This is a genomic window from Mesonia aestuariivivens (genome assembly GCF_019311235.1).
Taxonomy (GTDB): Bacteria; Bacteroidota; Bacteroidia; order Flavobacteriales; family Flavobacteriaceae; genus Mesonia; species Mesonia aestuariivivens.
In genome coordinates, this window is record NZ_JAHWDF010000005.1 from 1 (window position 1) to 15,243 (window position 15,243).

14 protein-coding genes and 1 other RNA gene are annotated in these 15,243 nt (G+C 31.3%); 7 read left to right on the top strand and 8 right to left on the bottom strand.

All coding sequences use genetic code 11. The features are described 5' to 3' along the window. Positions 1 to 131: 131 nt before the first annotated feature. Genes KW502_RS05815 through KW502_RS05825 form a run of 3 tightly spaced genes read right to left on the bottom strand, consistent with a single transcriptional unit; the run spans position 132 to position 2,460 of the window. On the bottom strand, positions 132 to 824 hold the full coding sequence (locus tag KW502_RS05815; RefSeq protein WP_219039601.1) for a phosphoadenylyl-sulfate reductase: 693 nt from the start codon (positions 822 to 824) through the stop codon (positions 132 to 134). Between the two features lie 60 nt (positions 825 to 884). Continuing rightward, positions 885 to 1,127, bottom strand: coding sequence for a DUF1456 family protein (locus KW502_RS05820; RefSeq protein WP_219039602.1), 243 nt, complete (start codon positions 1,125 to 1,127; stop codon positions 885 to 887). A 43-nt stretch (positions 1,128 to 1,170) separates the two neighbouring features. Then, positions 1,171 to 2,460 (bottom strand): DUF2254 domain-containing protein, encoded by a 1,290-nt coding sequence (locus KW502_RS05825; protein WP_219039603.1) that lies wholly within the window; start codon positions 2,458 to 2,460, stop codon positions 1,171 to 1,173. Between the two features lie 195 nt (positions 2,461 to 2,655). On the opposite strand from KW502_RS05825, the gene KW502_RS05830 reads away from it, so the two are divergent. Further along, the gene (locus KW502_RS05830) at positions 2,656 to 3,099 is read left to right on the top strand and encodes an Hsp20/alpha crystallin family protein (RefSeq protein WP_219039604.1); all 444 of its coding nucleotides are present in this window, start codon (positions 2,656 to 2,658) and stop codon (positions 3,097 to 3,099) included. Positions 3,100 to 3,162: 63 nt separating this feature from the next. On the opposite strand, the gene KW502_RS05835 is transcribed toward KW502_RS05830, so the two are convergent. Together KW502_RS05835 and KW502_RS05840 are read right to left on the bottom strand one after the other, a co-directional pair. Next, the gene (locus KW502_RS05835) at positions 3,163 to 4,698 is read right to left on the bottom strand and encodes a hypothetical protein (RefSeq protein ID WP_219039605.1); all 1,536 of its coding nucleotides are present in this window, start codon (positions 4,696 to 4,698) and stop codon (positions 3,163 to 3,165) included. A 4-nt stretch (positions 4,699 to 4,702) separates the two neighbouring features. Next, entirely contained in the window at positions 4,703 to 5,743 is a 1,041-nt protein-coding gene (locus KW502_RS05840; protein WP_219039606.1) for a glutaminyl-peptide cyclotransferase, read from the bottom strand. An 87-nt stretch (positions 5,744 to 5,830) separates the two neighbouring features. On the opposite strand from KW502_RS05840, the gene ffs reads away from it, so the two are divergent. The 3 genes from ffs (at position 5,831) to fsa (ending at position 7,525) form a co-directional block, all read left to right on the top strand. After that, an RNA gene (gene ffs, locus KW502_RS05845) (signal recognition particle sRNA small type) lies at positions 5,831 to 5,930 on the top strand. A 101-nt stretch (positions 5,931 to 6,031) separates the two neighbouring features. Continuing rightward, complete coding sequence (locus KW502_RS05850) at positions 6,032 to 6,835, top strand: SDR family oxidoreductase (protein WP_219039789.1); 804 nt, start codon at positions 6,032 to 6,034, stop codon at positions 6,833 to 6,835. Positions 6,836 to 6,868: 33 nt separating this feature from the next. Then, positions 6,869 to 7,525 carry a fructose-6-phosphate aldolase gene (gene fsa, locus KW502_RS05855; protein WP_219039607.1) on the top strand — a complete coding sequence of 219 codons (657 nt, stop codon included), beginning with the start codon at positions 6,869 to 6,871 and terminating at the stop codon, positions 7,523 to 7,525. 42 nt (positions 7,526 to 7,567) lie between these two features. On the opposite strand, the gene KW502_RS05860 is transcribed toward fsa, so the two are convergent. Then, on the bottom strand, positions 7,568 to 8,992 hold the full coding sequence (locus tag KW502_RS05860; protein WP_219039608.1) for a hypothetical protein: 1,425 nt from the start codon (positions 8,990 to 8,992) through the stop codon (positions 7,568 to 7,570). Between the two features lie 145 nt (positions 8,993 to 9,137). On the opposite strand from KW502_RS05860, the gene KW502_RS05865 reads away from it, so the two are divergent. The 3 genes from KW502_RS05865 (at position 9,138) to KW502_RS05875 (ending at position 13,654) form a co-directional block, all read left to right on the top strand. Then, entirely contained in the window at positions 9,138 to 10,763 is a 1,626-nt protein-coding gene (locus KW502_RS05865) for an ABC-F family ATP-binding cassette domain-containing protein (protein ID WP_219039609.1), read from the top strand. A 170-nt stretch (positions 10,764 to 10,933) separates the two neighbouring features. Beyond that, entirely contained in the window at positions 10,934 to 12,253 is a 1,320-nt protein-coding gene (locus tag KW502_RS05870) for an MFS transporter (protein WP_219039610.1), read from the top strand. Between the two features lie 48 nt (positions 12,254 to 12,301). Then, the gene (locus tag KW502_RS05875; protein ID WP_219039611.1) at positions 12,302 to 13,654 is read left to right on the top strand and encodes a Riean_0653 family protein; all 1,353 of its coding nucleotides are present in this window, start codon (positions 12,302 to 12,304) and stop codon (positions 13,652 to 13,654) included. Positions 13,655 to 13,735: 81 nt separating this feature from the next. Here the strand turns inward: KW502_RS05875 and KW502_RS05880 are convergent, their stop codons facing one another. Together KW502_RS05880 and lysA are read right to left on the bottom strand one after the other, a co-directional pair. Further along, a complete protein-coding gene (locus KW502_RS05880) occupies positions 13,736 to 13,972 on the bottom strand; it encodes a putative signal transducing protein (protein ID WP_219039612.1) in 237 nt (78 codons plus the stop codon). A 59-nt stretch (positions 13,973 to 14,031) separates the two neighbouring features. Further along, positions 14,032 to 15,240 (bottom strand): diaminopimelate decarboxylase, encoded by a 1,209-nt coding sequence (lysA, locus tag KW502_RS05885; RefSeq protein WP_219039613.1) that lies wholly within the window; start codon positions 15,238 to 15,240, stop codon positions 14,032 to 14,034. Positions 15,241 to 15,243 lie beyond the last annotated feature (3 nt).

The window sequence follows — 15,243 nt, forward strand, 5'->3', positions numbered from 1 at the left end:
AACTGCTAACTGCTAACTGCTAACTGCTAACTGCTAACTGCTAACTGCTAACTGCTAACTGCTAACTGCTAACTGCTAACTGCTAACTGCTAACTGCTAACTGCTAACTGCTAACTGCTAACTGCTAACTGCTACAAATGTAATCCGCATTCAGTTTTAGGGTTATTGTTCCAACGTCCAGCACGATCTTCACCAGGAACAGTACAATGCTTACAGCCTATAGAGTTGTAACCTTTAGCTACTAAGGGATGAAATGGAAGTTGGTGTTTTTCAATAAATAAATCTCTTTCTCCTTTGGTGGTGTCTAAAAGCGGGTAAAATTTTAAAATGTCCCCACGTTCCTCAAAAATATTTAACGATGATCGGTGATCACTTTGCCATTGCATTAGACCACTTACCCAAACAGAATATTTCTTTTTAATAGTTTCTAAGGGTCTTACTTTATTAATAGAACAACAAAAATCTGGGTTTTTACGCCAAGTTTCGTCTTTAGAAGTAAACACGTGTTCTTCTTTAATGGCTCCGATAGATTTTACATTTAAGCCATATTTACTAGTAAGTTCTTTTTTATATTTAATAGTTTCTTCAAAATGATAGCCAGTATCAATAAAAAATACTTCCTGTTCTTTATTTACATCTGAAAATAATTTTAATAAAAATGCTGAAGTTGCTGCAAAAGAACTGGTAAGCATAACTTCTGTCACCTCAAAATCGTGATATAATTCTTCAATTCTTTGTTGAATAGATAAGGGTTTATATTTTTTATTTAATGCTTTTATTTCTTCTTCTGTAAAAATTCTTTTACTAACAGTTGTATCGTTCATAAACCAAGTTTAGGTTCTTTTTAATAATGCGTGAGGAATATATTAAATTACAAAAATAACTTAATCTTTTTGTTTTGGAGGCATGGGGCCTCTTAGATGAATAACGAGTCCATTTAGAAAATTTCGTAGAAATTGATCTCCGCACTCTTGATATTTAGGGTGTCCTTCTTTTCTAAAAATGGCGCCTATTTCACTTTTGGTAACTTTAAAATCTACTAGCTTGAAGATACCGATAATATCGTCATCTCTAAGTTTATGTGCTACACGTAATTTTTTAAATATGTCGTTATTAGTTAATGCCATAAGATGTTTGAATTGACTGCAAATTTAAAAAATCTTATCACATTTACGCTATGCGCTCGTATATTGCTGTTAATTTTTGTAAATCTCTATTGTTTTTAAGGGTTGTTTTTACATCTTCATAAAGGTTTTCTGCTTCAATTTTAATGGCATTATGGTAATTAGAATTTACGGTTTTTTGTTTTAGAAGAAAGTGAAACATTGTAAATAACTTTTGTACACAACTAAAATCGTTTTTGCAATAGGTACGGTAGGGTAAAATGAGTTGGTATATTAATTCTTCAAAGCTAATAGTAGAGAGCCAAATAACGGGTTGGTTATTAGAATTACTTACAATTTCTTCTTCTTTTTTTAGTAATCTAAAAGCAAGCAGGTCTGTAAGATAGTCTATTGTGCTAATTGTGGTTGAGGGGTCGTTTATTGCGGGAGAAACTGCTCTAATTCCAATTTCTGTAATGTGTTTAAATCCTAAAACATAATTGTCTTCTACAAATTCTCCTTCAGCAAAATTAAAATTACTTAAAATAGTTAGAGCTAAATCATCGTCAATTTCTTTGTTTACTTTAATGATGGTTGAGTTCTTAGCAATAAAGCTTCCTTTAATAGGTAAGATAGAGATTTGTAATTCGTTTTCTTTACAAATATTTTTAAGATTTTCTATCGATACATTTTGAAAATATCCTGTGGTTGTGCTTTTATATGTATTCCAATTATTGGTGTTTGGAAAACTTAAATTTGGACTTTCTTTTTGAATATCAATTATAGTTTTTAATCTTTTTTTGGCTTTAGAATATTCACTAGTCAATATATTATTTACTTGAATAGATTGAGAAATAGAATGAATAAAATAAATGAAGGCTCCTAAGCATAAGATAGTTAATAAAACAGTAATAAAAATGGAGAAACTAGGGATCTTTATATTGTTATTTTCTGGGGCTTTTATAGCAATTGTAATAAATATGTTGTAGAGAATAGTGCCTAAATAAATACCTAAAACATATTGGTGATTTTTATTTGAAATAAGTCCAGGTAAAACTCTAGGAGAATAATTAGAGGAAGCTTGATTAAGTAAAACCATTACCATCGAGAAGCTAAAAACCATAAGTGAAATAAGTCCGCCTGTTAAATAACTAATCATTGTTCTAGCAGTATCTCCGCTATCTATAATAAAACCATCATAGAATGAGTCTAACCATTTAGATATTCCTATGTCTTCTAATGAAAGAGAAATTAACGATAAAAAAAGGCCTAAAAATGCAATGAGAGTAGGGTAAAAAGCAATTTTCCCCTGAATAGTATTAAAAAAGCTATAAATTTTATTGTAGATGTATTTCATGAAGTTGTCTTATAAATTCAAAAATAAAACTCTTAGCAGTGCAACTCTACTTTTTAACCATAATTTAACCGCTAAAAATGACATAATGTCGTTTGTTTTTCACTACAAAGAGACATAATGTCTGTATTTTTACGATGGTCTTTAATTTGCTATTTACAGACTGTAAAATTGATAGTAACATTAAAAAATAAATTTATGAGTTTAGTAAAAAGAACAACAGCAGACAATTGGTTACCATCTGTTATTGATGATATGTTTAGAGCAGATTGGTTAGGCGGAACCTCTAATATAAATAAAGTAGGGGTTAGTATACCGGCAGTAAATATCCAAGAAGAAGAAAACAAATTTTTAATTGAAGTGGCAGCTCCAGGAAAAACTCGAGAAGAATTTAATATTGAATTGAATAATGATGTGCTAACCATATCTTCTGAAATTAAAAACGAAAAAACCGAAGATCAAAAAAGTAAGTTTACAAGAAGAGAGTTTAGTTATCATGCTTTTAAAAGAGCGTTTAGTCTTCCTGAAAATGTAGATTATACAAAAATAACTGCTTCTTATGAAAATGGAATTTTAATGATTAATTTGCCTAAAAAAGAAGAAGAAAAAGAGCAAGCTAAAAGAGTGATTGAGATCTCTTAATAGAGAAATTTATTTCACTATAAAAGGTTCAAATTTTTAAAATTTGAACCTTTTTTGTTTTAACTATTCTTCAGGAAAAATTATACTTTCGTAAGCTCCTGTATCGGGCTCGTTATTTCTTGGTTGGCCTAAAATATCTTGACTTGTAGCAGTTGATGGATTGGCTAAACTGTTAGCGGCAGACTCTTCATTAATCATGAATAGATTTTTTGAAGCATCTAAAAAATTAGGATCTTCATTGATTATAGAATTAGGGAATAATGTTTCGTCTTCAAAATTATAACCTTCATTATTGCCAAATCCAAATTTGTTAAACTTGATTAAGCAGTTCTCAAACTTGTAATTAAAAGCGACTTCTTCTAGCGGGTCTAAAATTAATTCTCGATTTTCGTTTCCATATATAATGCAATTGTAAAAATTAGCTTCAATTAAATCTGAAGCAAATATTTCTTCAGCAGTTTCAAGGTAATTTTGAAGTAATACGGCAGGCAAACTTCTATAGCTACCTGTCCAATAATTAGCAAAAGTGCAATTGGTGAAATTATACGTTCCACCTAACGATAATTGTAATGCAGATTGTCCAGCATTGTTTATAACGAGGTTGCTGCCTTCTATATTTCCTGTTCTCGCTAAAAGACCTACATTAGAAGAATTGTAAATTTTAGAATTATTAATAGATAAAGTAGGGTTAGAAGTTCCGTCATTAGAATCCATTAAAACTCCTACGGTAGCATTTTTTATCGTTGTATAATTAATACTATTATTGGTGCTTCCTTGGGTTAGCCAAATTGCTCCCCATTGCCCTGGTGTGTCGCTGAAATTAGGTTCTTGGCGGTCGCTTTCAAAAATAACTTCTTTTTCTAAAGATTCTTGATCTGAACTTAATTCTCCGTTAACGTGAAGTGAGCCATTTTCGGCTACAATAATTCCGCTATTTTTATGAAAGTGAATTCTGGAGCCAGCATCTATAGTTAAAGTTCGGTTTCCTGGCACTGCGGCATAACCGTATATAACGTAAGGTTTTTGGTTATTAAAGTTTAATTCAGAATCATCTAAAAAGAAACCTTCAATAAAAGTTTCGTTGCCCTCTTCATCTACACCAAAGGAAAGACTTTCGGTAGAGCCGTCATTAAATTTTTCAGGATAAAGAAAAATAGCATCTTTTAATAGCGTCACTAATTCTACTTTTTGTTGCTTTGCTCCAGTGTCAAATTGAATAGCATCGGTGTATAGATATTCATTTGTTGAAGAGAAATTGTCGATATTTGCCGTGGTTTCAATAAAAACATAAATGCTGTCTTTGGCTAAAATATCTATATTCTGAAAAGATTTACCTGGTAAACCATCTACATTTAAACGATATTTTGAATTTTCACCGTTGCTTAATTCTATTGAAGGAATGGTGATATCTTCATCACTCTTATTATAAACCTTTAAGTTGTATGTGCTAGAAGCTATTCCTGTAAAAATAGTATCTAGGTAAACAGTATCTTTAGAAAATTGAAGATTACCATTATTAGGTTTAGTTTCAAAGTCATTTCTGCAAGAACTCCATAATACGATAGAGCAGAGTAGAAGTAAGCTGTATAGGTGTCTCATTAAATTATTTTTCTATAATTTTCACTTCAAAAAGTTTATCCCAGTTTTTTCCAGTTACATAAAGTTTTTTAGTAGTTGGGTTGTATGCTATGCCGTTAAAAACATTTAAGTCTTTATGTTGTGTTACCTTTTCTCTTAGACCTCTAAAATCGATAATACCTTCAATAGCTCCAGTTTTAGGGTTTATAATAGCTACACCATCACGTTGGTAAGTGTTTGCGTAAATTTTACCTTCTACCCATTCTAATTCATTTAATTTTGTAGAAGTAGATTTATGGGTAACGGGTTGTATGTAGCTTTTTTCTTCAAGAGTTTCAGGATCTAAAATCCAAATCTTTTCGGTTCCGTCGCTTTTGTAAAATTTGTTTTTGTCATGGCATAATCCCCAGCCTTCTTTACTTTGATTGAATTGAAAAATGTCTAATCGTTCAAAAGTATCAAGATCATAAATTAATCCGTCGCCAGAACGCCAAGTAAGTTGGTAGATTTTGTTCTTGAAAATAGTTAAACCTTCACCAAAGTAATGAGAAGATAAGTCTATTTTTTTTAACACTTCACCTGTTTTGTAATCTACTTTTCTAAGGGATGATTTCCCGTTTAACCCTGTGCTTTCGTATAATGTATCATTATGAAATTCTAAGCCTTGAGTGTACGCTTCAATATCATGAGGGTAGGTGTTTATAATTTTGTAAGTGTAAACTTTAGGAGATTTACTGCTATGAACTATTATTTCTTTATTTAAAGTGGTCATTTCTCCTTCACTGTAAATAGTTGCTGTAAAATTATTTTTGCCTAGAGGTAAATCAAAAGTAATTTGGTTATTCTCTACTAGAACCTTTTGGCCGGCATATTTATAGAGTACCGAATCTATTTCTTGACTTCTTTTTTGTTCTAATTTTACGTTTATAGCGTCACCTCGCTGTATTTTTTTGTCTTTTTCTCCTAATTGTAAAGAAAAATTATTTGCTGAATTTTCTGTTTTTTCTCCACAAGAAAAAAAGATAAGACTTAATAATAACAGCGTCAATAAGTTATGAATTCTCATTAAATTGTTTTTTTTAACAGTGGCTAATTTAGTTATTTCTTGCTAAAAAATGCTTGCATAAATAGATAAACCTTGTATATTTGCACTCGGCAAGTCCCACACAACCAGCTCCTGTCGAATTCCCCCAGGGCGGGAACGCAGCAAGGGTAGATGGTCGTAGCGGTGTGATGTGGGTAGCTTGCCTTTTTTTATACACTATTCTCAAATATTTTCACTTTTATTCTTAACGTTATATTTTAAGCTTTCTTATAAATAAGCGATATTTGTCATCCTATTTTAAAAGGTATGATGAATAAAGTGGTGTTAATTACTGGAGCTTCTTCTGGTATTGGTAAATCTATAGGTGAATTTTTAGCTAAAAAAGGTTATAAAGTTTATGGCACAAGTAGAAAGCCTAAGGCTTCAGAATTAAATGGTATTCATTTTGTGGCTTTAGATGTTACAAAATTAGAAACTATTACTGCAGCAGTGCAAATTATTATTGAAAAAGAAAGTAGAATAGATTTTCTAATAAATAATGCAGGAATGGGAATTACAGGTCCTATTGAAGAGACTCCGGATGAAGAGATTAAACGAGTATTCGATACCAATTATTTTGGTGTTATTAATGTAATTAAAGCTGTTTTGCCGTTTATGCGAGCGCAAGGTGAGGGTTTTATTATAAATATAACCTCTATTGCTGGTTATATGGGATTGCCATACCGAGGAATTTATTCTGCAACAAAAGGAGCACTCGAGCTTACTACTGAGGCATTTAGGATGGAACTGAAAGAATTTAATATTAAAATGACGAATATAGCTCCTGGTGATTTTGCTACCAATATTGCAGCAGGAAGATATCATGCTCCAGTAAGAGAAGATTCTCCTTATAAAGAAAACTACGGGAATACCCTTAAACTGATGGATGAACATGTAGACAAGGGGCAAGATCCTATAAAAATGGCAGAAAAAGTGTATGCGGTAATGCAGAAAAAAAAACCAACCATACACTATAAGGTAGGAGATACTTTACAGAAATTTAGTATCGCTTTAAAGCATATTTTGCCTGATAAATTATATGAAAAAATGCTTATGAATCATTATAAACTGTAACTTTACTTTATAAGCAAAACTAAAAATACGAATATGAAATTTTTTATAGATACAGCAAATTTAGATCAAATTAAAGAAGCTCAAGAATTAGGTGTTCTTGATGGTGTGACTACAAATCCTTCATTAATGGCTAAAGAAGGAATTACAGGTAAAGAAAATATTATTGCGCATTACAAGAAAATATGTGATATTGTAGATGGTGATGTTAGTGCAGAAGTAATTGCCACTAATTATGACGATATCATAAAAGAGGGAGAAGAGTTAGCTGCTCTTCATAACCAAATTGTAGTGAAAGTACCTATGATAAAAGATGGTATTAAAGCTATAAAATATTTTAGTGATAAAGGAATTAAAACAAACTGTACTTTAGTTTTTTCAGCAGGACAAGCTCTTTTAGCAGCAAAAGCAGGTGCTACTTATGTTTCTCCCTTTATAGGGAGATTAGATGATATTTCTACAGACGGCTTAAATTTAATTGCAGAAATTAGACATATTTATGATAATTACCATTTTGAAACAGAAATCTTAGCTGCTTCTGTGCGTCATACAATGCACGTCATAGATTGTGCTAAGATTGGGGCAGATGTAATGACAGGTCCTTTAAGTTCTATAGAAGGATTATTGAAACACCCATTAACAGATATTGGGTTAGAGAAATTCTTAGCTGATTACCGTAAGGGAAATAAATAAAAGACAACAAAAAAAACTTCTATTATTAGAAGTTTTTTTTTGTTAATTTAAATATTCTAATAAATATACTTCAAAGTTAGGATCGTAAATATTAAGGTTAGCTTTAGTGATAATTCCTTTTCTATTTATGAGTAGTATTTTGTTTATAAAGTTTTTGTAAACATCTATATCTTGCCCCCTAGCTCTAATTTTTACTTCAAAATCTTTGTCATAATCAAAGTTATCAAGCGATTTTATCCATAAATTATAAGATTCCTCACTATCTATGTTTACACCTAAGAAATTAAACTCCGGATAGCGATTTCTTAACTCATTAATTCTATCATGTTGTCTAGTGTGGTTGCTAGAAGCGTAAATAGACCAAGTGAAAGTAATAGTAGGCTTATTTAAAATATCTTTTAAAAGAATATTTTCATGTTCTGTAGATATTAATCTAGCTTTAGAAACATCGTTCCCTTCGAAATAATTTTTTTGAATTTCCCCTAATTTTTTTAACTCTTCAAATTTTTTATCTGGGAAATTAAAACTTTTTAAAAGCTGTAGCGATGAATCTATTTGCTGATCGTTTCTTGAATTATTAATTTGTTTACGAGCAAATGAACCAATAAATTTGTTTCTTAAGTTTTTAATTTTAAAAATACTATCAGCTATAATTAATCTATTTTTTAAATTCTGTACACTCTCAGTATTAAAGCAATTAGATGTATTTTTTTGTTTAGAGACGCATCTATCAATGGCTTTGTTTTTTAAATAATTATCGAGAAACCGTTGATAAACGTAGTAAGACTGGAGTTCTTTATTGTTAAAATTTACTTCTTTTCTATAAGAAAAAAACTCTTTAGGTATTTTGTTTCTAAACTCATTAAAATATTTATTAATTAAGTAAGCATAGCGCTCTCTTAAGTCATAATATTCATAATCGATAGTTTCGTTAGCAAGTAATAAGAAAGGTTTAGAGAAATTATTGTTTTCTTGTAGTTTTAATAAATCTTTTTTTCTTGATTTTTTTATCGAGTCGGTTTTTTGAGCAAACTTTTCTGGGCTAACTTTGTAATAAGAAAGAATAACATCATTATCTTTTTCGTTCAAAAGATACATTTCCATTAAAAAGTTATTTTCCTTTGCTTTATTTCCAGTATACATTATTGACTCATCAAACTCTTTAGTGTTTACTCTGAGTAATAGACTGTCGTTTTTTTCTATATAAAAAACTTGTCCTTCTGGAGCATGTCTAAATGTATATAATCCTGATTTAAATTTTTCATCATCAAATTCATAAGAAAATTTACCATTTTCATCTAAAGGAATAGAATCTATAAATTCTCCATCTTTTTCTAGGGTAATAAAATCTTCATTACTATTTACAATTTCACCACCTACAAATGTAGATGAGCTTTTAGTTTTGTCTTGCTTACAAGACGAAAAAAATAATGTTAAAATTAGTGAAAGATATAAAAGATATCTCATAGTTTTTTTAGCTGAATCATGCGTCAAATGTAAATGAAAGCCTAAGTTATTGTTGTTAATCTAGCGTTAAATAGAAAACTTAAAAAGTTAATGTTTCTTGTTATCAACTTTATTAGTTATTTTCGCAAAAATTTTAAAAAAGCCTATGTTATCAGTTTCAAATTTATCGGTACAATTTGGGAAAAGAGTTTTGTTTGATGAAGTAAATACAAACTTTACTCAAGGGAATTGCTACGGAATTATTGGTGCTAACGGAGCAGGAAAATCTACTTTCTTAAAAATTCTATCAGGAAAAATAGAAGCTACCTCTGGTCACGTTCATTTAGAGCCCGGTAAACGTATGTCGGTTTTAGAACAAAACCATAATTTATACGATGAAAGTACAGTTTTAGAAACTGTTATGAAAGGTAATAAGCCGCTTTTTGAAGTTAAAGCTGAAATGGATGCCCTTTATGCAGATTATTCAGATGAAAATGCTGATAGAATAGGGGAACTTCAAGTTCAATTTGAAGAGATGAATGGTTGGAATGCCGATAGTGATGCCGCTTCGATGTTATCAAACTTAGGGATTAAAGAAGAGCATCATTATTCTTTAATGAAAGATTTAGATGGGAAACAGAAAGTACGTGTGTTATTAGCACAAACACTTTTTGGTAATCCAGATGTGCTTATTATGGATGAGCCTACCAACGATTTGGATTATGAAACCATTTCTTGGTTAGAACATTTCTTGGCTAATTATGATAATACGGTAATTGTGGTTTCTCACGACCGTCACTTTTTAGATGCCGTTTGTACCCACATATCAGATATAGATTTTGGTAAGATTAACAATTATAGTGGTAACTATTCTTTCTGGTATGAGTCTTCTCAATTAGCCGCTAGACAACGTTCTCAACAAAATAAGAAGGCAGAAGAAAAAAAGAAAGAACTGCAAGAATTTATTCAGCGTTTTAGTGCAAACGTAGCTAAATCTAAGCAAGCAACTTCTAGAAAGAAAATGATCGAGAAGTTAAATATCGATGAGATAAAGCCCTCTAGCCGTCGTTATCCTGCAATTATTTTTGAAAGAGAGCGAGAAGCTGGAGATCAAATCTTAAATGTTGAAGGTTTAGAAGCTTCATTAGATGGAGAAACTTTATTTAAGAATATTCATTTAAATTTGAATAAAGGAGATAAGGTAGTGGTTTTTTCACGTGATTCTAGAGCAACGACAGCTTTTTATGAAATCATCAACGATAAACAAAAAGCAGCTGCAGGTAAATATGAATGGGGAATTACCACCAATCAATCTTACCTTCCTTTAGATAATTCAGAATTTTTCGAAAAAGACTTAACTTTAGTAGACTGGTTACGTGAATATGCCAAAACTGAAGAAGAGAGAGAAGAGGTTTATATAAGAGGTTTCTTAGGTAAGATGTTGTTTAGTGGAGAAGAAGCTTTAAAAACTGCAAAAGTACTTTCTGGAGGAGAAAAAGTAAGGTGTATGTTAAGCAGAATGATGATGCAGAGAGCAAACGTTGTGATGCTAGATGAACCTACCAACCACTTAGATTTAGAGTCGATCACCGCTTTTAATAATTCTTTAAAAAACTTTAAAGGCACGGTTTTATTAACAACACACGATCACGAATTCTCACAAACCGTAGGTAATCGAATTATCGAATTAACACCGGGCGGAGTTATCGATCGTTATGCAACTTTCGACGATTATATGAAAGATCCTAAAATAAAAGAACAAAGAGATAAAATGTATGGTGTAAACGCTTAGCGTGTTTCCCTGCGGGTCGGGCTGTTCGCTATATCTTTTTTCGTTTTATAGAAAACAAAAAAAGGATGCCGCTGCCATCCCTAACACAAAATTTACATTAAATAATAAAAACCTTTCTAATAGATTAGAAAGGTTTTTCTATTTTTAGCTTATCAATCAAAAACTAAAGTATGCAAGCATTACCAAAAGGAAACAAAAAATTACTCAACGCTTGGGCATTTTATGATTGGGCAAACTCTGTATATAGCTTAGTAATTACTTCTGCAATATTTCCCATTTTCTATGGTGCTCTAACTATCGTTAAAGAAGATGGAGTAGTGGTAAGTGATACTGTAAATTTTCTTGGTTTTGAGGGGATTAATAATGATACCTTAATAAGTTATGTAACCGCTTTGGCATTTCTAATAGTTTCTGTATTGAGCCCTTTCTTAAGTGGTATTGCAGATTATGTAGGAAATAAAAAAAACTTTATGAAGTTTTTCTGCTACTTAGGGGCGGTTTCTTGTATTGGATTATTTTGGTTCAACTTAGAGCATTTGTGGTTTGGATTATTATGTTATTTTTTTGCTTTAATTGGTTTTTGGGGGAGTTTGGTGTTTTATAATTCTTATTTGCCAGATATTGCTTTTCCAGAGCAACAAGATAAAATTAGCGCAAAAGGCTATTCTTTAGGATATATAGGTAGCGTTTTATTATTATTGGTTTGTTTAGCGATGATTTTAATGTACGACACCTTTGGTTTTGAAAATAAGGGCTTTCCTACACGTTTGTCTTTTGTTTTAACTGGTCTATGGTGGATTTTATTTAGTCAGTATACCTATTATTATTTACCAAAAGGAAATAAAACTAACCATAAGGTAACGAAAGATGTTTTGTTTAATGGTTTTCGAGAGCTAAAGAAAATATGGTTTAGAATTAATGAAAACTTGCAACTTAGAAGATATTTGTACGCATTTTTCTTATACAGCATGGCGGTCCAAACCATTATGCTTATTGCGACTTATTTTGGCATTAAAGAGTTAGAATGGGGGAATCAAGACTCTACCATAGGTTTAATTATAAGTATTTTGTTAATACAACTTGTAGCTATTTTAGGGGCTAATTTAACCTCTAAAGCGTCCGCTAAATTTGGTAATATTCAAACCCTTATCGTGATTAATATTTTGTGGGTAGCAATTTGTTTGTATGCTTATTTTATCACCACGCCTTTTCAATTTTATATAGCCGCAGCGTTAGTAGGTTTAGTGATGGGAGGTATACAATCACTATCACGTTCTACTTATTCAAAATTATTACCAAAATACGCTATTGATACGGCTTCATATTTTAGTTTTTACGATGTTTCAGAAAAAATAGGAATTGTTATAGGAATGGTGTCTTATGCATATATCTCTCAAAAAACAGATAGTAGAACAGCAATTTTATGTTTTATGATATTCTTTATACTGGGAGTAATACTACTCTTAAGAGTGCCTAAAACAAAATTTTAGGTTAACATAATTTTAATTAAGTTTGTGTAGACCAAATAAATAAAACTTATGAAAAGAATTTTAACCCCTGTTTTTTTAACCTTATTTGCATTATTAATAGTTTCTTGTGACGATGAACCCTTAGATGAAGCTTTACAAGATGCAAATGGCGATGCTGGAAGTGGAGAGGTGACACCAGGAGGAAATTTCACAGCAACGATAGATGGTAATTCTTTTGTTGCAGATGGTGCTATAGCTATAACTCTGTATAATGGTGAAATCGTTCAGACTTCAATTTCTGGCTCAAATATTTCTGGAAATTCAATTTCTTTACAAATTTCAGATGAAGGTGTAGGATCATACACTCTATCAGATCCAATTGACTCTGATAACCCTGGAGATGGTTTTGCTATGTATGCTCAATTATCAACAGAGTCTTTTCCTTATGTAACGAATATAAACTCGACAGGAACGTTAGAAATCACAGAATGGGATACTCAAAATTTGATGGTTTCAGGAACTTTTTCATTTGAAGCAGAAAGAGAAGTAGAGAACGAAGATGGAAGCGTAACTGTTGAAACAGTAAATATTACTGATGGTGAGTTTTCTAATGTTCCATTACAAATGCAAGGAGGAGAAGATCCGACAGATCCAGAAACTCCTGATGCTAATTTTGAAGTTGAGTTAGACGGAGATCTTTATACTGGAGATATACAGGCTGTGAATAATGAGGATGGCTTACAGATTGCTACTGAAAATGGTAACAATTTATTCGCATTACAAGTATTTAATCCAGAAGTTGGTAGTTTTGATCTAGGTTCTGAAGATGAGGCTGTAGTTTATTATACAACAGATTCTGAAGATGAAAATGCTCCATTATATATATCTACAAGTGGTTCGATAACCATAACAAGCATAAACTTTTCTAATAATACCGTTAGCGGTACATTTACTGGAACGCTTCAAGATTCATTTACGGATCAAGAAATAGTAATGACTAATGGTGTCTTTGAAAATATTACATTTCAATCGATTGCTGGTTCAGATAGTGCTTCTGCTTTAATTAATGGTGAAGATTTTGAAGCAAATACTTTTGCTGAAGGTTCTATCGTGGGTAGTGATCAAGTAAGTTTAAACTTTGTATCAGACTTAGATAATAGAATAGTTCTTAATATACCTTTAGACCCTGAAGTTGGTACGTACAGTATTAGTGAAAATCCACCATATTCTGCGAGTTATACTGCAGATGTAGATACAGATGCTGAGGTTACTTATGATGCTCAAGTAGGTTCAGGAGAAATTGTGATTACTTCTTTTGAGAATGATACGGTAATGGGAACTTTTAGTTTTACTGGTTTAGCAGATGATGATAGTGGAGATACGGTAACTGTTACTCAAGGTGAATTTACCTACGAATTTTAATTATTTAAACTTTACTGAATTTTTTAAAAAAACTCCCAAACTTTAGTTGGGAGTTTTTTTGTTAATACCTATATTGGAATTTTAAGCTTCAGGAAAAGTGGCTTTAACTATACTTAACGCTTCTTCTGCATGAGAGTTTTGAACTAAGAGTTGAACTTGTCCTGGCAGTCCTCCTCCAAATCCTGCTCGCAATCCAGATTCAAAATTATTTTTAACGATAGATTGAATTCCTGCTTTGTGAAGAACTTCTTGCAAATATTGTATGTTTACCTCAGAACCGGTATATACATGTTCGTAAGTTGAATAATCTGTACTCATATTGTTTTTATTTCAATTTAATCAATTTTAAAATTAAGAAATATAAATTTATGTTGAAATTAACGTAAGTCAATTTTCACTTGATTGGCGATCAGATCTTCAAAGGTTTCTCTTTTTCTAATTAAGTGAGCTTGTTTATTATGCCATAAAACTTCAGCCGGTCTAAAACGAGAATTATAATTACTTGCCATAGAATAGCAATATGCTCCTGCATTTTTAAATGCTAAAATATCACCTTCTGTGATTTCTGCGATGCGTTTATTGCTAGCAAAGGTGTCTGTCTCACAAATGTAACCCACGACAGAGTAAAAGCGTTTATTTTTATTAGGATGGCTTATGTTTACAACTTCGTGTTGAGTGCCATAAAGCATTGGACGAATTAAATGATTGAAACCAGAATTTACTTGAGCAAAAACAGTTGAAGTGGTTTGTTTTACACTATTCACTTTAACTAAGAAGTAACCAGATTCACTCACTAAAAACTTTCCGGGTTCAAAAGCTAGTGTTAATTCTTTGCCGTAACTTTTACAAAAATCATTGAAACGTTTACTGAGTTTTTCTCCTAATTCTTCAATATTGGTTTCAATATCATTTTCGTGATACGGAACTTTAAAACCGCTACCAAAATCTAAAAACTCTAATGCTTTAAAGTTTTTGGCGGCATCAAATAAAATTTCAGAGGCATATAGAAAAACTTCAATATCTAAAATATCACTTCCGGTATGCATATGAATACCGTTAATATTCATTCCTGTATTTTCTACAATACGAAGTAAATGTGGCATTTGGTGAATAGAAATGCCAAATTTGGAGTCTATATGTCCTACAGAAATATTAGTATTTCCGCCAGCCATTACGTGTGGGTTGATACGAATACAAACTGGAATTTCAGGATGTTTAGAACCAAATTGTTCTAAAATGGCTAAATTGTCTATATTAATTTGAACTCCTAATTTAACAGCTTCTTCAATTTCTTGTATAGAAACTCCATTTGGAGTAAAAATGATTTTGTCTGCACTAACTCCTGCTTCTAAACCTAATTGTACTTCTTGAATAGAAACCGTGTCTAAACCGCTTCCGTAGTTATTTAGTAATTTTAAAATATTAATATTAGAAAGTGCTTTTACCGCATAATTAATTTTTAAATTTTTCACCTGTTTAAATGCTTTAGCTAAGCGTTTATATTGGCTTATAATTTTTTCACTATCATAAACGTAAATAGGATTGTCAAAATCTTCTGCAATTTGTAAAAGGTCTTTATTGTTCATTTT